The sequence below is a fragment of the Austwickia chelonae genome, from assembly GCF_003391095.1.
Classification (GTDB): domain Bacteria; phylum Actinomycetota; class Actinomycetes; order Actinomycetales; family Dermatophilaceae; genus Austwickia; species Austwickia chelonae_A.
This window is the reverse complement of sequence record NZ_CP031447.1, coordinates 2719305-2740118: the sequence shown is the minus strand read 5'-3', so window position 1 is coordinate 2740118 and position 20814 is coordinate 2719305. Positions and strand designations below refer to the sequence as shown.

General features: G+C 65.2%; 16 protein-coding genes. 7 read left to right on the top strand and 9 right to left on the bottom strand.

Going from position 1 to position 20814, the window contains the following annotated elements:
* Positions 1 to 54: 54 nt before the first annotated feature.
* From DX923_RS16780 to gndA, 7 genes are all read right to left on the bottom strand, one after another.
* Positions 55 to 1710: a methyl-accepting chemotaxis protein gene (locus DX923_RS16780; protein ID WP_240322623.1), complete on the bottom strand. Its 1656-nt coding sequence runs from the start codon at positions 1708 to 1710 to the stop codon at positions 55 to 57.
* Between the two features lie 174 nt (positions 1711 to 1884).
* The gene (locus tag DX923_RS12095) at positions 1885 to 2859 is read right to left on the bottom strand and encodes a 2-hydroxyacid dehydrogenase (protein ID WP_116115249.1); all 975 of its coding nucleotides are present in this window, start codon (positions 2857 to 2859) and stop codon (positions 1885 to 1887) included.
* Positions 2856 to 4052, bottom strand: coding sequence for a pyridoxal phosphate-dependent aminotransferase (locus DX923_RS12090; protein ID WP_116115247.1), 1197 nt, complete (start codon positions 4050 to 4052; stop codon positions 2856 to 2858). Before DX923_RS12090 ends, DX923_RS12095 begins: the two co-directional genes overlap by 4 nt.
* 278 nt (positions 4053 to 4330) lie before the next feature.
* Entirely contained in the window at positions 4331 to 5173 is an 843-nt protein-coding gene (locus tag DX923_RS12085; protein ID WP_116115245.1) for a CAT RNA binding domain-containing protein, read from the bottom strand.
* A 205-nt stretch (positions 5174 to 5378) separates the two neighbouring features.
* Positions 5379 to 6116: a GntR family transcriptional regulator gene (locus DX923_RS12080; protein ID WP_162872937.1), complete on the bottom strand. Its 738-nt coding sequence runs from the start codon at positions 6114 to 6116 to the stop codon at positions 5379 to 5381.
* A gap of 58 nt (positions 6117 to 6174) precedes the next feature.
* Positions 6175 to 6951 (bottom strand): carbon-nitrogen hydrolase family protein, encoded by a 777-nt coding sequence (locus DX923_RS12075; protein WP_116115241.1) that lies wholly within the window; start codon positions 6949 to 6951, stop codon positions 6175 to 6177.
* Positions 6952 to 7037: 86 nt separating this feature from the next.
* Positions 7038 to 8501 carry an NADP-dependent phosphogluconate dehydrogenase gene (gene gndA, locus DX923_RS12070; protein WP_205413037.1) on the bottom strand — a complete coding sequence of 488 codons (1464 nt, stop codon included), beginning with the start codon at positions 8499 to 8501 and terminating at the stop codon, positions 7038 to 7040.
* Between the two features lie 192 nt (positions 8502 to 8693).
* On the opposite strand from gndA, the gene DX923_RS12065 reads away from it, so the two are divergent.
* The 5 genes from DX923_RS12065 (at position 8694) to DX923_RS12045 (ending at position 16238) form a co-directional block, all read left to right on the top strand.
* Positions 8694 to 9449 (top strand): L,D-transpeptidase family protein, encoded by a 756-nt coding sequence (locus DX923_RS12065; RefSeq protein WP_162872936.1) that lies wholly within the window; start codon positions 8694 to 8696, stop codon positions 9447 to 9449.
* A gap of 160 nt (positions 9450 to 9609) precedes the next feature.
* Positions 9610 to 11031 (top strand): sodium:proton antiporter, encoded by a 1422-nt coding sequence (locus DX923_RS12060; RefSeq protein ID WP_162872935.1) that lies wholly within the window; start codon positions 9610 to 9612, stop codon positions 11029 to 11031.
* 147 nt (positions 11032 to 11178) lie between these two features.
* Entirely contained in the window at positions 11179 to 11637 is a 459-nt protein-coding gene (locus tag DX923_RS12055) for a hypothetical protein (RefSeq protein ID WP_116115237.1), read from the top strand.
* Between the two features lie 252 nt (positions 11638 to 11889).
* Complete coding sequence (gene clpB / locus DX923_RS12050) at positions 11890 to 14523, top strand: ATP-dependent chaperone ClpB (protein WP_116115235.1); 2634 nt, start codon at positions 11890 to 11892, stop codon at positions 14521 to 14523.
* 242 nt (positions 14524 to 14765) lie between these two features.
* Positions 14766 to 16238, top strand: coding sequence for an amino acid permease (locus tag DX923_RS12045; RefSeq protein ID WP_116115233.1), 1473 nt, complete (start codon positions 14766 to 14768; stop codon positions 16236 to 16238).
* Between the two features lie 21 nt (positions 16239 to 16259).
* Here the strand turns inward: DX923_RS12045 and DX923_RS12040 are convergent, their stop codons facing one another.
* Together DX923_RS12040 and thiD are read right to left on the bottom strand one after the other, a co-directional pair.
* The gene (locus tag DX923_RS12040) at positions 16260 to 17705 is read right to left on the bottom strand and encodes a DHA2 family efflux MFS transporter permease subunit (protein WP_162873125.1); all 1446 of its coding nucleotides are present in this window, start codon (positions 17703 to 17705) and stop codon (positions 16260 to 16262) included.
* Between the two features lie 133 nt (positions 17706 to 17838).
* Positions 17839 to 18699: a bifunctional hydroxymethylpyrimidine kinase/phosphomethylpyrimidine kinase gene (gene thiD, locus DX923_RS12035; protein WP_116115228.1), complete on the bottom strand. Its 861-nt coding sequence runs from the start codon at positions 18697 to 18699 to the stop codon at positions 17839 to 17841.
* A 232-nt stretch (positions 18700 to 18931) separates the two neighbouring features.
* Here thiD and DX923_RS12030 point away from each other — a divergent pair, with 232 nt between their 5' ends.
* Both DX923_RS12030 and DX923_RS12025 read left to right on the top strand, forming a co-directional pair.
* Positions 18932 to 19168, top strand: a complete 237-nt coding sequence (locus DX923_RS12030; RefSeq protein ID WP_240322622.1) for a GlsB/YeaQ/YmgE family stress response membrane protein — start codon at positions 18932 to 18934, stop codon at positions 19166 to 19168.
* A gap of 269 nt (positions 19169 to 19437) precedes the next feature.
* Positions 19438 to 20811, top strand: a complete 1374-nt coding sequence (locus tag DX923_RS12025; RefSeq protein WP_116115224.1) for an NAD-dependent succinate-semialdehyde dehydrogenase — start codon at positions 19438 to 19440, stop codon at positions 20809 to 20811.
* Positions 20812 to 20814 lie beyond the last annotated feature (3 nt).

The window sequence follows — 20814 nt, the reverse complement described above, 5'->3', positions numbered from 1 at the left end:
GGGCCGGATTCCGAAATCGGAATCCGGCCCCCACGCCGTGACCTGCACGTTGCCTCAGGCTCGTTGGAAACGTCCCACCAGCGATTCCAGCTCGTCGGCTTGGACGGACAATTCCTCGGAGACCTGGTTCATGTTCTCCGCGACATGGGAGTAGGTGGAGGCGGCGCCGACGGCCAGGCCGACCGAATGGGCGATACCGGTGGCCCCGCTGGCAGCATCCTGCACATTGCGGGACATCTCCTGGGTGGTGGCGGTCTGCTCCTCCACCGCTGAAGCGATCGTGGCCTGGGTGTCGTTGATCTGCGAGATGATCCGGCTGATCTGGGAGATCGCCGACACCGCAGCCTCGGTGTCGACCTGGATCTGCTCGACCCGGTGGGAGATGTCCTCCGTGGCTTTCGCGGTTTCTCGAGCGAGGTCCTTCACCTCGTTGGCGACCACGGCGAAGCCCTTACCGGCTTCACCGGCCCGGGCTGCTTCGATCGTCGCGTTCAGGGCCAACAGGTTCGTCTGCTCCGCGATGCTGGTGATCACCTTGACGACATTGCCGATCTCCACGCTGGACTCGCCGAGCTTCGTGACGGTCGAGGTGGTGTCCTCCGCGGCTTGGACGGCGGTGGCAGCCACCCCGGCCGCGTCCTGCGCGTTCTTGGCGATCTCTCGGATGGAGGCCGACATCTCCTCGGTGCCGGAGGCCACCGTGTTGATACCCCGGGAGACGTCTTCGGTGCCGGAGGAGACCGAGCTCAACTCGGTGGAGGTCGTGGCCGCCGAACTGGCCTGTTGCCCGGACAGCTCGCGGATACGGCTCGACGTGGACTGGACCGTACCGGAAGCCTGGGCGACCTCGCCGATCACGGTCGAAATGGCCAGTCTGGTTTCTTCACAAGCCCCGGCCAGGTCGCCGATCTCATCACCACTGGTGGAACGGGCCGGAACGGTCAGGTCTCCTTGGCGCATGGCGTCCATGCATCTGCGGACCTCTCCCAAAGAACCCAGAATCCGGCGAGTGACAAGGGCGACTGTCACCAGGATCGCTGTTGTGGCCAGGATCAAGGCAACCACACTGGCGATGCGTACGGTGCGGGTCGTGCTCTGCGCCTGCGCGTCCAGGGAACGGGCGTTCTCCTCCGAGGCGGTGCGCAGCGCAGTCAGGTGGTCGTGGATGGCGTCATAGGTCTGGGAGGACTGTCGGAAGGCTTCGGAACCGGTGTTGATCGATTCCGGGGTGCCCTGGCGGAAAGCAGTCGCCGCCGCCGCATCGGCGCTGACGAAGGTCTGCCAGTTCTGTTTGACGCTGTCGAAACGACGTCGGGAACCTGCGTCGAGTGCCTCGGTGGGGAAGGAGTCGATGATCTCCTTGGCGCCCTCGGAGGTGCGTAGGAAGCTCGAGCGGCGCAGCTGCTGGTCGTCGGCCCCGAGTTTGCCCCCGTAGGTGAAGACATCGGAGACATAACCGATCTGAGCGTCCTTCGCAGCAGTCAGCGCATGGCTCAGGTTCCGGGCGGCCTCTGCTGCCCGGCGGGATTGACCGGCCGCAGAACTCTGCTCCTCGACGGAGGAGATTCCGGTCCAGGCGACGCCGTTGAGCACCAGCGCGCTCAGCAAGCCGATCGCCCCGATGCCGGCGAGCTTGGTGCGTAGGGTGACCCGGCGAAGATTCCGGTGACGGGCAGCTGCAGCGCCAGAACCGTGCAGGCGGAGACTCATCCTGATTCCTCCAGGGAGCGGGGCGACATCATGAACAGCCGAATTTGCTCTCCTCATCGGTCAGGTCCACTCAGACCGTAGACGATTCATCGTTCCGGTCAGGGAAGCGGCGTGGGGGGACGGGAACCCGAAGGTTCCCGTCCCCCCACGCCGTGGAAGGCTTCTCCGGAGAGATCAGAGACGCTTCTTCTCGGTCACCGCAGTGACTGCCGGGTCACCGGCGAGCACCAGGAGGACATTCTGCGCGGCCAGGTCGGCCATCGCGGTACGGGTCTCCACCGTGGCCGAACCCAGGTGGGGGAGCAATACCGCGTTCTCGCATTCCAACAGGCCCGGGTGCACGGTCGGCTCGTCCTCGAAGACGTCCAGACCGGCGCCGGCGATCTCCCCGGACTTCAGGGCGTCGACCAGCGCAGCCTCGTCGACGACCGGTCCACGGGCAGAGTTCACCACGTAGGCCGTCTTCTTCATCTTCTTCAAGGACTCGGCATTGATGAGGTGCTTCGTGGAGTCCATCAGCGGACAGTGCAGACTGACCACATCGGACACGGCGAGCAACTCGTCCAGGTCGACCTTGCGTGCACCCAGCTCTGCCGCAGTGGCCGCGTCCAGTTCGAAGGCGTCAGCGTAGACGACGTCCATGCCGAAGGCCTTGGCCCGGCGAGCCATCGCCTGCCCGATCTGGCCCATGCCGACGATGCCGAGGATCTTGCCCTGCAGGCCCATGCCGAGCATGTAGAACATGCCCCACTGCCAGGGGGTGCCCGAGCGGATGACCCGCTCGCCCTCGCCGAAGCGGCGGGTGGCCATCAGCATGAGACCGAAAGCGGTGTCGGCGGTGGTCTCGGTGAGCACCTTGGGGGTGTTCGTGGCGATGACGCCGTGGCTGTCGCAGGCGGGGACATCGATGTTGTTGTACCCGACGGCGACATTGGCGACGATCTTCAGCTGGTCGCCGGCGGCGGCGAGCAGCTCTTCGTCGACCTTCTCGGTGAGCAGCGTGACGACGGCGTCGGCTCCGACGACCCGACGCAGAAGCTCATCGCGACCGATGGTCTCCTCTGCGTCGTGGTAGTCGACGTCGTGCTGGGCGCGCAGCGCTTCGACGGCGGAGTCGGGGATGCGGTTGGCGATGAAGATCTTGCTCACTTGGATTCCACCCATTCCTTCAGCTTGCCGAGCCCTTCGGTGATGCGTTCCGCGGAGATGCCGGAGTAGGCGATGCGGATGAACTTGCGGTCTTCCCCGGGCAGGGGACGTCCGAAGTGGTTACGGGTGCAGAAGGAGCATCCGGTCTGGTGGAGTGCTTCCTCGGCGAATTCACCCAGGTCTTCGATGCCGACGCGCTGCATCGTCTCGGTGACATCCGGGAAGAGGTAGAAGGTGGATTCGGGCTTGGCCAGCTTCAGCCCCGGGATGGCGGTCAGCGCGTCGAAGGCGGCGTCGCGGCGTCCTTCGAGGGTCTTCAGGATGGACTGGACCTCGCTCTGGTCGCCGGTGAGCCCGGCGAGGCCGGCGTACTGCACGAAGTGGGTCGTGCAGGATTCGTTGTTGGTGTTGAGGGTGCTGAAGTGTCCGGAGAGGGCGTCGGGCACGATCGCGGCGCCGAGTCGCCATCCGGTCATCGCGAACTTCTTGGAGAAGGTGTAGAGGATGACCGTGCGGTCCTTCATGCCGTCGAGGCTGGTGATGGACTTGCTCTGACCCGAGTAACGGGTCTCGAAGTACGCCTCGTCGGAGAGCACCCACAGGTCGTGTTCCTGAGCGAAACGGGCGACCTCTTCGCGCTCGGCGTCCGTGGACTCGGCGCTGATCGGGTTCTGCAGGTCGTTGTAGATGATCGCCTTGGTCTTGGGCGTCACCAGGGAGCGGATGCGGTCGAAGTCGAGCTTGAAGCCGGATTCGGTGGGGATGTACCCGTAGGGCAGGCCCTTGCCGCCGAGGTATTCGATCTGGGACTCGTAGATCGGGAAGCCGGGGTTGGGGAAGAGCACCTCGTCGCCGGGGTTCATGACGACCTGGAGGAATTTGGTGATGACCGGTTTGCCACCGGGCTGCACGATGACATTGTCGGTCGAGTAGTCGGTGCCGCGCAGGGAGTTGATGTCGGCAGCGAGTGCCTCACGCAGCTGCGGAATGCCGGCACCCGGGCAGTAGCCGGTCTTGCCGTCGGCGATGGCCTTGTTCATGGCTTCGACGATGTTCGCCGGGGTTGCCAGGTCGATGTCGCCGAGGTGGAAGGGGTAGACGGTGTTTCCGCGTGCGGCCCAGTCCGCCGCCGTCGCAGAGACAGCGAAAGCTGTTTCGGTGCCGAGGTCCTGCAACCGCTGTGCAAGTGCCATGGTCGGGGCTCCTTTCATCACAACAAGGTTAATTTTGTCCAAGGTTCGCGGAGGGTCACTCCGGAAAATCAGGAGTCCGACTCGTCGGACGGCTGCAGGTTCCTCCACCGGCACGACCTGGCGCGCCCGAGGAGGTCAGCTGTGCCGCACGCTACGCCCGCTCCCGGTATGACCGCAGGAAAATGCCGGGAAGGGGTTGAGAGACCCGTAAGCGCAACATATCTCAGAGGCAGGAAAGGTCTGTCCCCTGGCCCGGCTGATATGTCCGTCCGTCGAGGTCAGCGCTCGGGTAGCAGCCGGGTGCATTGCATCGTCAGATAGGCGACCTCTTCTCCGGCCAGGGGGCTACCCCGGTGGCCCGCGACGAGTTCGGCAACCTCTTTCGCCACCCGGTACGACCGCGGGTAGGAGGCGCGCAGGATCGTCTCGACCGTCTCCACCGGAGATCGGGGGGCGTCGTCGGGACCATGTGCCCCGTGGTCCAGTAGAAAGCGCACATGGGCTGCGAACCGCTGCCATTCGGCACGTTCTTCACCTCGGTGCAGAGAGTGCGTACGCACCAGGTCCAGGCAGGCGCTCACCATCTCTGCCCGGGCTAGGGTCCGGGACATGTTCCCCCCGCCTTGGCGGGCGTTCACCAGGTACAGCGCAACGGGAGCGGCCTCGTCGTCTCCCAAGTGGAGTCCAGTGCGAGTGCTGATCGATCCGATCACTGTCCGGGCGAAGGACATGTCGCGTGGATGCAACAGGTCGACATCGGTGGCCAAGGAACGGTTCACCGTCATGTCCTGGCGAGCACGTCGCAGCGCGGAGGCCACATGCTCGGTGAAGGGGGTGGCGATCTTCCGGGTGACCGAGGCGCCGTAGTTCACGGTCACCTTCTCCAAGGCGAGGGCGGCCACCGCCACATCCGCACGGGCTAGATGCGGCAGAAGGGCGGCGAGTCGGTCTACGGGGTCTTCCATGCTGGGGATGAAGGTGCGTTGTATCCGGGTGGGATCGACCGGATCCTCGGCTTTCACCCGGAAGCCGATGCCCTTTCCCATGGCGATGCGTTCTTGCCCGGCGGCATTGACACAGACCACAGCGTTGTGATTCAGGGCCTTGACAGCGATGAGCACAGTCCGACCTCCACCTCGGGGACCGACGACCTCGGCGAGAGAATTTCATTCGCCGTGGCAGCTTCGACCTCAGGGAGGATCCCACAGAAGGTGTCTCCGCGCGGGCAGATGAAGAGAACCTGTGTGCGGGCAGATAAATAGCCGCTGTCCTGATGGCGAATCGGACAGCGGCCAGGGGCTGATAAAGGACAGGTATTGCGAGGGGCTATTGCGGCTCGGGGAGCTTGCACGCGAAGGTCAGCACACGATCACGTGACTGGATCACGTGATGGGCGACCGTTCGTTCCACGTCGGCTAGCGCGCCTTCGCGGAATGCGCTCTGAATCGCATCGTGCTCTTCCAGAGCCGCAGCAGCTGACACCGCGTCAACGGTGATGATCTGTTGCAAGCGCAGGAAGCTCGTCCGTAGTCGGGCGAAGATCTCCTTGAGATAGCGGTTCTCGCAATGATTTGCGATCGAGTGGTGGAAACTCCAATCAGCTTCGTAGAAGCGGTGCAGACTTGCGGCGTATGCCGAAGCGGACAGCTCGTCCGATGTGCCTTCCAGTTCATCCACCAGCCGTACGTGCTCGGGGCGGTTTTCCGCGAGCGCGCAGGCGACGATCTCCCGTTTGTCGTAGGCGCGAGTGGCGGCGGCGAGCTCGATGACCAGGCGGACATCGAAGAGCTCTTTCACCTGCGTGGCATCTACGGGTGGAGCCACCCGATATCCGCGCATCGCTGACCGTTCGACCAGGGAGGTCGCTTCCAATCGCACCAGGGCCTCCCGGACAGGGGTTGGCGAGACACCGAGGCGGGTGGCCAAGGCGTCGATCCCCAAAGGAGAACCTGGTGTGACTTCGCCGCTGAGCAGCATGTGGAGGACGGCGTCGTAGACCTCGTCCTGGAGGGCGCGACGTACGACCGGGGTCCGGTTTCCGGCGTGCGTACTGGCCTGTTGCATGACGTCATCGTAGGCGTCTTCTGGCATTTTTATCGGACAGGTCTCCCGACCTGGACAGTTACAGTGTTTTCAGTCGCTTCCGGGTGTCGTGGACGATGTGGGGAGCGATGTCTGCAAGCAGTAGCGACTCCTCGTGGGACAGCCGGGAGCGGACACCACCCAGTGGGTCGACGAGTGTGGACCGTCCGATGCCCAGGGGGGTGCTTCCGGCGGGTGGCTGCCAGGCCGTGTCACAGGCCAGGAGGTGGCTCTGGGCGTCCATGGCGCGGGCGCGGACGAGGAGATCCCACTGTTCGGCCTTCCCGGGGCCTTCGCCCCAGCATGCCGGGACGATGACCAGTTCGCTCCCGGCGCGCCCCAGGTCGATGAACTGAGCGGCGAAGCGGAGGTCGAAGCAGGTGGCCAGGCCGACGGTGATCCCGGCGACCTGGGCGGTGACGAGGCGGTTGCCGGGCGCGACGGTGTCGGACTCGCGGCTGCCGAAGGCGTCGTACAGGTGGATCTTGTCGTAGGTGCATTCGCCGTCCGGGCCGGTCAGCAACAGGGTGTTGTGTACGCGTCCGTCGGTGGCCGGGGTGAACATGCCGACGACGAGGGTGATGCCGTGTTGTTCGGCCGTATGGCGTACGCCCTCGGCGAAGGGTCCGTCGAGTGGTTCGGCGACGGCGGCGAGATCGCTGCCGAAGGCGGCCATGGTGGCTTCGGGGAAGACGACGATTCGGGCACCTGCGTCGGCGGCGCGGCGGGTTTGTTCGGCAACGGTCGACAGGTTCTCGGTGGGATCGCCGACGGCGCGGATCTGTGCGGCGGCCACGGTCACCGTGGTGGGGGTCATCGGTGTTCCTCCTGGTGGTACGGGACCGGCCCGGTCGCAGCGACCCCGGGTGGGTTCGTCGCGACCGGGCCGGTTCGAGGGGGTGCTCAGTGGGTGGACTCGCCGGCGACCTCACTGCGGTCTCCGGACCACAGGATGTGGAAGTCGCCCTCGGCGTCGATGCGACGGTAGGTGTGGGCGCCGAAGTAGTCCCGCAGTCCTTGCGTGAGCGCGGCGTTCAGCCTGGGGGAGCGGGCCTGGTCGTAGTAGGACAGCGCGGCGGAGAACCCGGGGACGGGCACTCCGGCGAGGACGGCCCGGGAAATGACCCGGCGCCAGGCCTGCTGGCAGCGGGCCAGTTCGGCGCGGATCGAGGGCGCCTCCAGGAGGGTGACCAGGTTGCCTGCGGCGTACTCGCTGCGGATGCGTTCGAGGAGCTCGGCACGGATGATGCAACCGGCCCGCCAGATCTTGGCGACCTCGGCGACGTCGATCTCCCAGCCGTACTGCTGACCAGCGGTGCGGATCTCGTCCAGTCCCTGGGCGTAGGCGACGACCTTGCTGGCCCACAGGGCGTCCCGGATGTCGTCCACGAAGGCCTGGCGGTCCTCGAGCTCGCCGAGGACACCGTCAGGGCCTTCCAGAGCCTTCTGGGCGGCTATGCGCAGCTCGGGGTGGCTGGAGATGGCTCGGGCGAAGACGGCCTCGGAGATGGCGTTGACGGGCACTCCCAGGGAGAGCGCCGACTGCACGGTCCAGGTGCCGGTGCCCTTCATCCCGGCCTGGTCGACGATGACCTCGACGAGGGGCTTTCCGGTCAGGGCATCCTGCTGGCGGAGGACGTCGGAGGTGATCTCGATCAGGTAGGAGTCCAGGTCGCCGGTGTTCCAGGTGGCGAAGGTGTCGGCCATCTCCTCGTAGGAGAGCCCGGCGGCCTTGAGCAGGGTGTAGGCCTCACCGATGAACTGCATGTCGGCATATTCGATGCCGTTGTGGATCATCTTCACGAAGTGGCCGGCCCCGTCGGTGCCGATGTACGTGCAGCAGGGGTCGTCGCCGACCTGGGCGGAGATGCTCTCCAGGATCGGGCCGAGGGCCTGGTAGGACTCCGGGGACCCGCCGGGCATGATCGAGGGCCCTTCCAGCGCGCCGACCTCGCCGCCGGAGATCCCGGCGCCGACGAAGTGCAGGCCCAGGGCGCGCAGTTTGGACTCCCGGCGTCGAGTGTCCTCGTAGTAGGCATTTCCGCCGTCGACGACGATGTCGCCCTCTTCCAGCAGCGGGATGAGTTCGTCGATGACGGCGTCGGTGCCTCGTCCGGCCTGGACCATGATGACCATCCGGCGGGGACGCTCCAGGCTGGCGACGAAGTCGGCGAGCCGTTCGGAGGGCAGGAAGGCGCCTTCGTGGCCGTAGGCGTCGATCACCTGCTGGGTCTTGGCCGTGGTGCGGTTGTAGACGGCGACCCGGTATCCCTTGCGGGCCATGTTGCGGGCCAGGCTGCTTCCCATGACCGCCATGCCGATCACGCCGACCTGTGCGCTTCCGGGTGTGGGGATCTCCATGGTCATTCGAACTCCTTCGCGTGGGGACAACACGCCCATCCTCTCCCGGAAGTGTTGGATCGCGAACGGGAGGCAGGGACGCTGCGGACGGTACCTGCAACGCGATGTGAGGGGCAGTGGATGCCCAACAGGGGGAATCTGCTGTGCTGTCGTCGTGTCCGACTCAGGTCGGCGGGCTTCCGGCCGATGTTGACGGTCATGACCCTCCTCGTGAGGCCACACCGGCGTGTTCGGCGTTCCCGCGGTGTCCTCCCTTTCTTGTCGGCTCTGCTCGCCCTCTTCGCGGTGGGTCTGCCCGCCCAGGCGAGGGTCGGAGGTGACGAGCGCCCTGATCCTGCGACGGCCTACTCCTCGGAGCACAAGCGCACCTTGGACGGCCTGGGGTCGTCGCTGCCCGTGCCTTATTCCGGCGCTGCGCGACAGCTGGTCGTCGTCCGGGCGGATTGCCGTGCCTGTACCTCGGCGACCCTGCAGGCCTGGGAGGTGATCGGCCCAGGACGCGGGGTGCCGGTGACCCCGCCGGTGAGGGCGAAGATCGGCGAACGTGGGGTGGGCGCAGCCTACGAGAACTCGAGGCTGACTCCGCTGGGTACCTATGACCTGACCGGGGCGTTCGGGCGACAGTCCGACCCGGGGACCCGGATGCCCTACTTCGTGGCGGGCCTGCACGACTACTGGGACGACGACTCGGGGTCACCGACCTACAACCAGCACGTCTACAGCCCACAGCGCCCAGCAGGGGAGAGCCTCGGCGGTGCCGGCGCGGTCTACGACTACGCGGTGGTGATGGGGGTGAACCCGGCGCGTCGACCCTACGGCGGGAGTGGTTTCTTCCTCCATGTGACGGACGGCCGGCCCACCTTGGGTTGTGTGGCGATCGACGCGCCGACCTTGGTGCGGATTCTGCGTTGGCTCGCTCCGGCTTCTCGCCCGCAGATCGTCGTGACCCTGTGACGGGCCGTCAGGAATGGCCCGTTACCGGCCCCTGGGTGAGTGGCACAGAGGCTTTGGTCCTGCCAGTCTGAGCTGCTGTTTCAGTGTGTATTCAGTTGGGCCGCAGTCTTGGTCCAGTTAACCGGGGGGCGGGACCCGGCGGCTCTGGAGCATCGGGAGAATGGCGTTCGTGACTGCCTGGTGGACTCTCATCCCGTTCGCTCTGATGCTCGCAGCCATTGCCGTGTGTCCGCTCCATCCGGCCACCGCGCATCGCTGGGAGGATTGGCGTTTTCAGCTGGCCATCGCCCTAGGGCTGGGTGTGCCGGTGGCTGCTTGGTTGGTGGCTTCCGGCGAGGCCGAATCGGTGGGACATGCGGGCCTGGAGTATTTCCAGTTCATCGCCCTGCTGTTCAGCCTGTACACCGTGTCGGGAGGGATCTACCTCTCCGGTGACATCCACGCCAACCCGCGCAACAACACCATCTTCCTCGCGATCGGTGGCGCCATCGCCTCGGTGATCGGGACGACAGGAGCGGCCATGCTCCTGATCCGCCCCCTTCTGAACACCAACTCCGAGCGCAAGCTGCGAGTGCACACGGTCGTTTTCGCGATCTTCGTCGTCGCGAACTGTGGTGGTCTGCTGACCCCGCTGGGCGACCCGCCGCTCTTCCTCGGCATGTTGCGGGGGGTGCCGTTCACCTGGACCTTCGGGCTCTTCCCGGAGTGGCTGTTCACCAACGGCCTGCTGCTGCTCACGTACTACGCCCTCGACCGCAAGCTGTACGGGGAAGAAGCCCCCGAGGACATCTACCGGGACGACACGAATGTGAAGCCGCTGGGGCTTCACGGGCACATCAACATCGTCTTCCTCGCGGTGATCGTGCTCTCCGTGGCGCTGCTTCCGTCGGTCGACCTGCACGCCATCGAGGAGGGGCACGCGCATCTGACCTCCTTCGTTCCGTGGCGTGAGCTGGTCATGCTGGGGGTCGCCGGAGCGTCCTTCCTCTGGAGCGACCGGGAGGCACGTTTCGTGCACAATGCCTTCACCTGGGGGCCGATCCTGGAGGTCGGGGTGCTCTTCATCGGGATCTTCCTGACCATGATCCCCGCCCTGCACTACTTGGCGGCGATCGCTCCTTCGTTGCCGTTGAACCAGGTCAGCTTCTTCGCCTTCACCGGTGTGCTCTCCTCGGTGCTCGACAATGCCCCGACCTATGCCACCTTCTTCGAAATGGCGTCGACCTTGCCCGGTGAACCGCGGATCGCCGGGGTGCCGGAGGTCTACCTGGTGGCGATCAGCCTGGGGGCGGTCATGTGCGGTGCGATGACGTACATCGGTAACGGCCCGAACTTCATGGTGAAGTCGGTGGCCGAGTCGGCCGGGGTGAAGATGCCCAGCTTCGGCGGCTACGTGGTCTGGTCGATGCGTTTCCTGGCACCGATCCTGGTGGCCATGATGCTGATCTTCGTGGCGCCGGGGACCTGGCCTCGGATCGCCGGGATCGTGCTGACCGTGCTGATCGTGGCGCGGGCTCTGATGGTGATCCATCGGGCAGAGCCGGTGAAGCATCTGGAGTCGGCGGCCAAAGCCACCGACTGACGCGGCACCCTGCCTGGGCAGCTATAGGTGATCATGGTCCTAGGGGTATGCCGTACAGCGGGTTTCGGTGTCCCTGTCACTGGATGGCCGCGCCGGTCCCGGTGAGATGACACCCGCTCTGTTCGTCCGTAGGGACGGGAGGAAGCCATGATCAAGTCCGGCAGTGTGGTGACAGCCGTCGCCGCGATCATCGGGTTCAGTACGTTGTGGATGGTCAGCGCCCAGCCTCAGTCATTGACCTACAACTTGGGGCCGGTGACCTTGGGGCTGACACCGGCTGTCCTGTACGTCTTCGGGATGCTGACCGCTGCTCTGCTGGGTCTGGGGATCTGGCAGTTGCAACGCGGAGTGATGATTCAGCGCCGGGGGCATCTGGCAACGGGCGGTTCGAAGGCGCCGGCACGGACGCCGACCGCGCCTGTGCCGTCTCGTTCGGTCGACCCGGCACCTTCCGCGGCTCCGACTCCTGGGAAAGTCGCTCCTGGCTCCGCGGGCAGCGGTTCTTCGGGGAGCGGGGCACCGGTTGCTGGTGCGAAAGGTGTAGCGCCGGGGAAACCTGCAGAGGGGGCCACGCCGAAGGGTGGTTCGACCGGGGCCGGAAGCTGAGCTTTTCCCTACGTTGTCCTGATTTCTGGGCGACTCGGCCTGCGCGTGCGCCCATCCCGGGGTAGCGTCGGAAAATGCCCTCTCCCCAATGACGTGGCGAGGGTCTTCATCGTGTCCGGGAGTGCCGTTCGGTCGAGCCGAATGCGGACACAGAGTTGAGTGGAATAGACGCAACTTTGCGTGACGTTATGTCATACGAGGCCATGTGGATCACGGCCACCGAGCAACGACAGCGCAGGCAAGGAGCACAGCATGTCCCTTCAGCTCACCACCAAGGCTCAGGAGGCCTTCGCCGGGGCCGCCCGCACCGCCGCCACCGCCGGTCACCCCCACGTCGAACCGGCCCACCTCCTGCTCGCTCTGACCGACCAACCCGAAACCACGACCGGCCCCTTGCTCGACGCCACCGGGAGCTCACTGCTCGCCGCCCGCCGCGCCGCAGAAGCCGAGCTGGCCAGCCTCCCCACGATCAGCGGATCCACCGTCGCCCAGGCCACCCCCAGCCGTGGCTTCTCCGTCGTCCTCGAACAGGCGCGGCAGGCGATGGAAGCCATGGGGGACACCTACCTCTCCACCGACCACCTCCTGCTCGCGCTCGCCGGGACCGGACTGTTCGGCCTGGACGCCGACGCCATCGAGCAACGCATCCCGATGATGCGCGGCGGCGGCAAAGTCGACACGGAGAACCCCGAAGACACCTTCAACGCCCTCCAGAAATATGGCACCGACCTCACCCTGGCGGCCCGAGAAGGGAAACTCGACCCCGTCATCGGGCGGGACGCCGAGATCCGTCGCGTCGTGCAGGTCCTCTCCCGGCGCACCAAGAACAACCCGGTGCTGATCGGTGAACCAGGCGTCGGCAAAACCGCAGTCGTCGAAGGACTCGCCCAGCGCATCGTCACCGGCGACGTCCCCGAGTCCCTCCGCGACAAGAGACTCATCTCCCTCGACCTGGGCTCCATGGTCGCCGGAGCGAAATACCGAGGTGAGTTCGAAGAGAGACTCAAAGCTGTACTCAACGAGATCCGCAGCAGCGACGGCAAAGTCGTCACCTTCATCGACGAGATCCACACCATCGTGGGCGCAGGAGCCAGCGGTGAAGGCGCCATGGACGCCGGGAACATGATCAAGCCTCTGCTGGCCCGCGGCGAACTACGACTCGTCGGGGCCACCACCCTGGACGAATACCGGAAACACATCGAGAAGGACGCCGCCCTGGAAAGGCGCTTCCAGCAGGTCTATGTCGGCGAACCCACGGTCGAGGACACCATCGCCATCCTGCGCGGGCTCAAGGAACGCTACGAAGCCCACCACAAGGTCGCCGTCGCCGATTCCGCGCTCGTCGCCGCAGCATCACTGTCCGACCGGTACATCCCCTCCAGGCAGCTGCCCGACAAGGCCATCGACCTCATCGACGAAGCCGCCTCCCGGCTGCGCATGGAGATCGACTCCTCACCGGTCGAGGTCGACACCCTGCGCCGCGCCGTCGACCGCCTCAAGATGGAGGAACTCCACCTCTCCCGAGAGACCGATGCCGCCAGCCGCGACCGGCTCGACCGGCTACGCGCCGACCTCGCCGAGAAAGAACAGGAACTGACTGATCTGACCGCTCGCTGGGAGATGGAGAAAGCCGGACTCAACCGGGTCGGCGACCTCAAAGCCACTCTCGACGAGCTGCGCGTCCACGCCGAGAAACTCCAACGTGAAGGCGACTTCGCCGGGGCTTCCCGACTGCTTTACGGCGAGATCCCCGACCGGGAGAAAGAACTCGCTGAAGCCACCGCGGCCGAGGGCGAACACCGCGATGACGCCATGGTCAAGGAAGAGGTCGGCGCCGACGACATCGCCGATGTCATCTCCTCGTGGACCGGCATCCCCGCCGGACGTCTCCTCGAAGGAGAGACCGAGAAACTCCTGCGTATGGAGGACTGGTTGGGACGCCGACTCATCGGACAGACCTCAGCGGTACGGGCGGTCTCCGATGCGGTCCGCCGATCCCGGGCGGGGATCGCTGACCCCGACCGGCCGACCGGATCCTTCCTCTTCCTCGGACCGACCGGCGTCGGCAAGACCGAACTGGCGAAATCGCTCGCAGACTTCCTCTTCGACGACGACCGCGCCATGGTGCGTATCGACATGTCGGAGTACAGCGAGCGCCACGCAGTGGCCCGCCTGATCGGAGCACCGCCCGGTTACGTCGGCTACGACGAGGGCGGGCAGCTCACCGAAGCCGTCCGCAGACGCCCCTATTCCGTGGTTCTCCTCGACGAGGTCGAGAAGGCCCACCCGGAGACCTTCGACATCCTTCTCCAAGTGCTGGACGACGGGCGGCTCACCGACGGCCAGGGCCGCACCGTCGATTTCCGCAATGTCCTCCTCGTGATGACCAGCAACCTCGGATCGCAGTACCTGATCGACCCCGCCCTGTCGGACACCGAGAAGCAGGACGCGGTCCTCCGAACGGTGCGGGCCGCCTTCAAACCTGAATTCCTCAACCGACTCGACGAGACGGTGATCTTCGAAGCCTTGACCACGACGGAACTGAGCCGCATCGTCGACCTGCAGGTCGACGCATTGTCCAAGCGCCTCGCGGACCGTCGGATCGTCCTGGAGGTCACCGAGGCAGCCCGGGACTGGCTGGCCTTGACCGGTTACGACCCGGCCTACGGGGCGCGGCCGCTGCGTCGCCTCGTCCAGGTGCAGATCGGCGACCGGCTGGCCCGCGCGCTGCTTGCCGGAGAGATCCGGGACGGGGACGAGGTCGTCATCGACCAGGACGGTGACGCCGATGCTCTGACGCTTCTCCCCACACGCCGGGAGCCGGACCCGTCGGAGACAGAGGTTGTGGACGCCGAGATCGTCGAGGTGGAAGAGAGCTCGTCCTGAACGGTTTCTTGACCTTTGAGCGAGTGATTCGAGGGCAAAGAACGAAAGCATTCCACACCTGAGTTGAAGATTCACAAGCCACGCCATGTGACGAATCTCCTTTTATGTTCCTGCGATTTCCCGGTGTATCCGTTCCTGTGGAATTACCGTGCCATCGGGCGGACTCAACGTTTTCGTCTGGCTCGACGGCACGACCGTGACGAGATGCTTCCGAGCCTTCAACGCAGGTGAGGAGACCCCACGTGTCAGATATACGTTCCCCACACAGCGACCCCGGCACATCCACATCGGTGGAGGGAGCCGAACATCTCCACCGCAGCCTGCAGAATCGACACGTCCAGCTGATCGCCATCGGCGGTGCTATCGGGACCGGCCTGTTCATGGGCTCCGGGAAGACGATCCACGCTGCTGGGCCGTCCATCCTGCTGGTCTATCTCACCATCGGCACGATGCTCTTCTTCGTCATGCGAGCGATGGGCGAACTCCTCCTGCACGACCTGAATTTCAAGTCCTTCCAGGATTTCACCGCGGAGTTCCTCGGACCCTGGGCCGGTTTCTTCTCCGGCTGGACGTACTGGCTGTGCTGGGTGGTCACCGGCATGGCCGAAGTCATCGCGGTCGCCAGTTATTGGAATTTCTGGGTCAACTCCGACCACCCCGAACAGATGACCTCGACCGCGATCCTGTTGTCCGTGATCACTCTCCTCGGACTCCTGGGGCTGAACCTGCTCACCGTGAAACTGTTCGGCGAGATGGAATTCTGGTTCGCGCTGATCAAGGTGATCGCGATCGTGGCCTTGATCATCGCCGGTGCGCTGATGGTGATCAGCCGGTTCACCGCACCCGACGGAACACCGGCCTCCTTCAGTTACCTGTGGGACCGTCCCGGCGGGTTCTTCCCCCACGGGATCAGCGGATTCTTCGCAGGCTTCCAGATCGCCGTCTTCGCTTTCGTCGGGGTCGAACTGGTCGGCACCACCGCCGCAGAGACCGCCGACCCGACCAAGACCCTGCCGCGGGCCATCAACTCCATCCCGGTCCGTGTCGTCGTCTTCTACGTCCTGGCACTCATGGCCATCATGACCGTGACCCCCTGGGACCAGGTCAACCCGGCGGTCTCGCCCTTCGTGAACCTGTTCTCACTGGTCGGCATCGCCAGCGCGGCCTCTCTGATGAACTTCGTCGTGCTGACCTCGGCGTCCTCGTCCTGCAACTCCGGGATCTTCTCCACCTCGCGGATGCTCTACGGACTGGCCCACAAGAACATGGCCCCAGCAGCCTTCGGCCGGCTCTCCGGACGAGCCGTCCCCCGCAACGGCCTGTTGATCTCGGTGGCCCTCATCGGCTGCTGCATCTTCCTGCTGATGAGCGGGGAAACGGTGATGGAAGCCTTCACCATCGTCACCACCATCGCCGCAGTGCTCTTCATCTTCGTCTGGGGACTCATCATGGTCAGCTACATCGTCTACCGCCGTCGGCTCCCCGACGCCCACGCCCGGTCGATCTACAAGATGCCCGGCGGAGTCCCCATGTGTTACGTCGTGCTGGCCTTCTTCGCCTTCGTCCTGGTGCTGCTGACCCGGGAGGCCGACACGCTCAAAGCACTGTTGGTCACCCCGGCGTGGTTCATCCTGCTCGGTGGCTCTTGGTACCTGGTGAAGGACAAGGTGCGCCACGACGACACCACCACCGAGGAACTGGAACGGCAGGCCTGAACACCTGCGCCCTCGTCGAGATCATCCGGAAGCAGGTCGGCCGGAACGTTCCTCACCCGCCGGAGACAGATGGTGCGGTCGCTCGAAGAACAACGCCGCGACCACACTGATGAGGAGCACCCCGACCGGAAGGAGCATCGCCTCGACCAACGCCTGGGAGAAGGCCTCCGCCAGGTGCGAGGGCATCACTCCGCCCGGCGCCCCATGCATGCCCACCGACGCCCCCGGCAGATGGACCGCCAACCTGCTGGCCAGAAAAGCAGCGATCGCCGCGCTGCCCAGCACCGAGCCCATCTGCCTGGTCGTGTTGTACACCCCGGATCCGGCACCGGCCAGACGCGGCGGCAGATTCCGGTTCGCGGTCGTCGTCAACGGCCCCCACATGAAACTGCTGGCCACGCCGAGGAAGGTCGCGGTAACGAGGATCTGCCAGTACGGCGTCCCCGGTCGCAGCAGAAGACCCATCACCACCAAGCTGCCCGAGTACAACGCCAGTCCGAAACCGGCCAACAACCGCGGATGCATCCGGTCCACCCAACGACCCGCCAAAGGGGCCAACACGATCGACATGACCGCTTGAGGCGCCAACAACAAGGCCGCCGCCGTCGGCGACAGCCCGCGCACGACCTGCGCGTACAACATGAACGGGAAGATCATCGCCGTCACGGAGAAGCCCACGGCCGAGATCGCGATATTCGCCAGGGAGAAGTTCCGATCGGCGAACAAGGTCAAAGGCACCAGTGGTTCCCGCTCGACCCGAGACTGCCACCACACGAAGAGCGCCAGGAGAACCAACGCCGCCACCAACAAGGACGGCACCGAAAGCGCGCCGTAGATCGTCCCCCATCGGTAGGTCTCCCCTTCCTGGATGGCAAAGACCCCGCAGAACAGGCCCGTCGCAGAAAGAGCCACTCCGACCCAGTCGAAGCTGTGCGCATGGGTCGCCAGATCGGGCACCGCACGGGCAGCTGCCAGGAAACCGAGAACACCGACCGGCACATTCACGAAGAAGATCCACTCCCACCCCCACGAGTCGATCAACACCCCACCCAGAATCGGGCCGACCAGAGTGGCCACCCCCGCCGTCGCACCCCAGAGCACCATCGCCTGGCCTCGACGTGCAGCGGGAAAGGTCCGCGTGATCACCGTCATCGTCTGCGGGGTCATCATCGAAGCACCCAGGCCCTGCACCGCGCGGGCCATGATCAACATCGTCAACGAGTCGACCAGACCACACCACAGAGAGGCTGCGGTGAAGACGACCAAACCGGCCAGATAGACCCGCTTCGGGCCGACCCGGTCACCCAATCTTCCGGTCACCAACAGAGGTACGGCATAGGCCAACAGATAGGAACTGGTCACCCACATCACGGCGGCGACCTCGGCGTCGAAGGCGTGCATCAGCGAGGGCGTCGCCACCGAGACGATCGTCGAGTCGACCAAGATCATGAAGAACCCCAGGACCATCGCCCACAAGGCAGGCCACGGATCGTCCGGAAGAAGTTCCTCCGAGTCGGGGGAAGGCAGTCGAAGGTCGCTCACTCAGCGAAGGCTACGCGGTCGGTGCCGTCGTCGCCCGGGCACGCGCTCGCCGACATGCTCACCGTGTGTCCGCAGGAGTGCGGGCCCGCCATCGGCGGGTGTCCTCGTGGAAGTGGTGGACCGGGCCGGGGCCGGCACCGATCTCGAGTGTGTCGGCGTGCTGGATCGCTCGGGTGAGCCAGGACTTGGCGGCGGCGACGGTCTGGGGCCAGCCGGGATGCCGGGGACGTAGAGCGGCCAGCGCGGAGCTGAGGGTGCATCCGGTGCCATGGGTATTGACGGTGGGTACCCGTGGCGCACGGTGGATCTCCTCGTGGTGACCGTCGAACCACAGGTCGACGGCGTCTCCGAGGCCGGGCAGATGGCCGCCCTTGAGGAGAACCTGTCGTGCACCCCAGCGGTGGTGCAGGAGCCGGGCCTGGACGCGCATGCCGTCGAGGTCGACGGCCGGTGCCATACCGGTGAGGACAGCGGCCTCTGGCAGGTTCGGGGTGATGACATCGGCATGGGGGAGCAATGCACGTACGGCGTCGACGGCGCTCTCGGGGAGGAGCCGGCTGCCGCTGGTGGAGATCATCACCGGGTCGAGGACGCGGACGGTGTCGGCGAGGGGGCCCTCCAGATAACGGCCCACCGCGCGAGTCAATTCTGCGGAGCCGAGCATCCCGATCTTGACGGCGTCGATCCGGACATCGGCCAGCAGGGTGTCCAACTGGGCGTGGACGAAGTCGATCGGGACCTCGTGGACCCCGGTGACACCGGTGGTGGATTGTGCGGTCAGGGCGGTCAACACGCTGGTGCCATAAGCGCCCAGCGCGGAGAAGGTCTTCAGGTCGGCCTGTACTCCGGCGCCCCCGGAAGGGTCTGATCCGGCGATGGTCAGCGCGACCGGTGGGCGAGGTGAGGGTTCAGGACACATGGGCCGATTCTGACGTGACATCAAGCCTGGCGAAGGGGTTATGGGGTGGGTTTTCACCGGCTTGTTTATCGCAGCTCAAAGTTCCTATTTTCTTTCTTTTCAAGAAATCGTTTGTTTGAGGCGAATATTCGTATAAACCGACATACAGTGCGGCAGGAGTGGATTTCGATTTTTCGGATCAGAAAGGTGGTGACCGCAGATAACCATCAGTTGGGGAATCTTCGGTTGGATCGTGCTCGGCGGTATCGCCGGGTGGATCGCCAGCAAGATCATGAAGACCGATGCCCAGATGGGTATCGGCCTGAACATCGTGGTCGGTGTCCTCGGCGGTCTCCTGGGTGGTTTCCTCCTGGGGATCTTCGGGGTCGACGTCTCCGGAGGCGGCCTGATCTTCAGCATGCTGACCGCTATTTTCGGCGCGGTCGTGCTGCTGTGGATCGTCGGCATGATCTCAGGACGTCGCCGCTGAGCGGCCCTGCTCACGTAGGACATCGTGAAGACGCCTGCTTTCCGCCGAGATCGGCAGGAGCAGGCGTCTTCTCCTGCTTTCCGCCGAGATCGGCAGGAGCAGGCGTCTTCTCCTGCTTTCCGCCGTCTCGACCCGGGCCGGCCGACCCGAGAGCGGCGACACCCGAGCCCGGCTCTGCCCTTGCGCTCCCTCCGCTTTGATCGAATACGGTGTGGGACAAGCGGAACCGGATGTCCGAGCCGATATCGCCGATCGAAAGGACAAGCACGATGGCTAACTACCGCACCGAGAACCCGGCCACAGGTGAAGTACTCCACACCTGGGAGAGTCTGGACGAGTCCGCTGTGCAGGCCGCCATCGAATGCGGACACACCGCCTACCAGGGATGGCGTGGCACCCCCCTCCCCGAACGTGCTGCGCTCCTCGCACGGGTCGCCGACCGCTACGCCGAACGTACCGACGAACTTGCCGACGTCATCGCCACCGAGATGGGAAAACCCCACGCCCAAGGGGTGAGAGAGCTCGCCCTGGTGGTCTCCATCTACCGTTACTACGCCGAACACGCCGAGGAACTCCTCGCCCCCGACCCGTTGCCCGCTCAGGGATCGCAGAGCTCGATCGTGCTCAAAGAACCCGTCGGCCTGCTCCTGGGCGTCATGCCCTGGAACTTCCCCTACTACCAGGTCGCCCGGTTCGCCGCCCCGAACCTGCTGACCGGGAACACCATTCTGCTCAAACACGCCTCCATCTGTGCACGCTCCTCCTTGCTCATGGAGGAGATCTTCACCGAATGCGGACTTCCCGCCGGGGTCTACCAGAACGTCTTCGTCGACAGCGACCAGATCCGCGAGATCATCGCCGACCGCCGTGTCCGTGGAGTCTCCCTGACCGGCAGCGAAGCCGCAGGACAAGCCGTCGCCGAAGCCGCAGGGAAACACCTGAAGAAATCCGTGCTGGAACTCGGCGGGTCCGACGCGATGATCGTCCTCGGAGGCGATATCCGGGCCACGGCCAGGGTCGCCGCCCGTGCCCGGCTCAGCAACGCCGGGCAGGCCTGCAACAGCCCCAAACGGATGATCGTCCTCGACCGTTACTACGACGATTTCGTCGATGAACTGACGAAGGCCGTCGCTGCCCAGAAGGTCGGCGACCCCCATGACCGGGACACCCAGGTCGGCCCGCTGTCCTCCCACGAAGGACTGGACACCCTCCTGGAGCAGGTCCGGGACGCCGTCGACAAGGGAGCCACCGTGCACACCGGCGGTGACAAGGTCTCCGGCGAAGGCGCCTACATGCAACCCACCGTGCTCACCGGCATCACCGACCGGATGCGTGCTTACACCGAAGAACTCTTCGGACCGGTCGCGATGGTCTTCCCCGTCTCGGACGTCGACGAAGCCGTCGAATTCGCGAACTCCTCCGACTTCGGGCTCTCCGGATCGGTCTGGACCGACGACCTCGACCTCGCCGAAGCCACCGCTCGCCGGCTCGACGTCGGCATGGCCTATGTCAACGAGCACGGCACCAGCAAGGCCGGGCTGCCCTTCGGCGGAGTGAAACGTTCCGGATTCGGCCGCGAACTGGCCCAGTACGGCATCGACGAATTCGTCAACAAGAAGCTCGTCCGTGTCGCCTTGAACTGAGCC

Excerpts from the sequence above, each read along its gene's own strand:
- DX923_RS16780 (WP_240322623.1), bottom strand. The coding sequence starts at position 1,710 with ATGAGTCTCCGCCTGCACGGTTCTGGCGCTGCAGCTGCCCGTCACCGG.
- DX923_RS12060 (WP_162872935.1), top strand. The coding sequence starts at position 9,610 with ATGGCGTTCGTGACTGCCTGGTGGACTCTCATCCCGTTCGCTCTGATG.
- DX923_RS12065 (WP_162872936.1), top strand. The coding sequence starts at position 8,694 with ATGACCCTCCTCGTGAGGCCACACCGGCGTGTTCGGCGTTCCCGCGGT.
- gndA (WP_205413037.1), bottom strand. The coding sequence starts at position 8,501 with ATGACCATGGAGATCCCCACACCCGGAAGCGCACAGGTCGGCGTGATC.
- DX923_RS12040 (WP_162873125.1), bottom strand. The coding sequence starts at position 17,705 with ATGGTCCTGGGGTTCTTCATGATCTTGGTCGACTCGACGATCGTCTCG.
- DX923_RS12025 (WP_116115224.1), top strand. The coding sequence starts at position 19,438 with ATGGCTAACTACCGCACCGAGAACCCGGCCACAGGTGAAGTACTCCAC.
- DX923_RS12090 (WP_116115247.1), bottom strand. The coding sequence starts at position 4,052 with ATGGCACTTGCACAGCGGTTGCAGGACCTCGGCACCGAAACAGCTTTC.
- DX923_RS12075 (WP_116115241.1), bottom strand. The coding sequence starts at position 6,951 with ATGACCCCCACCACGGTGACCGTGGCCGCCGCACAGATCCGCGCCGTC.
- clpB (WP_116115235.1), top strand. The coding sequence starts at position 11,890 with ATGTCCCTTCAGCTCACCACCAAGGCTCAGGAGGCCTTCGCCGGGGCC.
- DX923_RS12055 (WP_116115237.1), top strand. The coding sequence starts at position 11,179 with ATGATCAAGTCCGGCAGTGTGGTGACAGCCGTCGCCGCGATCATCGGG.
- thiD (WP_116115228.1), bottom strand. The coding sequence starts at position 18,699 with ATGTGTCCTGAACCCTCACCTCGCCCACCGGTCGCGCTGACCATCGCC.
- DX923_RS12080 (WP_162872937.1), bottom strand. The coding sequence starts at position 6,116 with ATGCAACAGGCCAGTACGCACGCCGGAAACCGGACCCCGGTCGTACGT.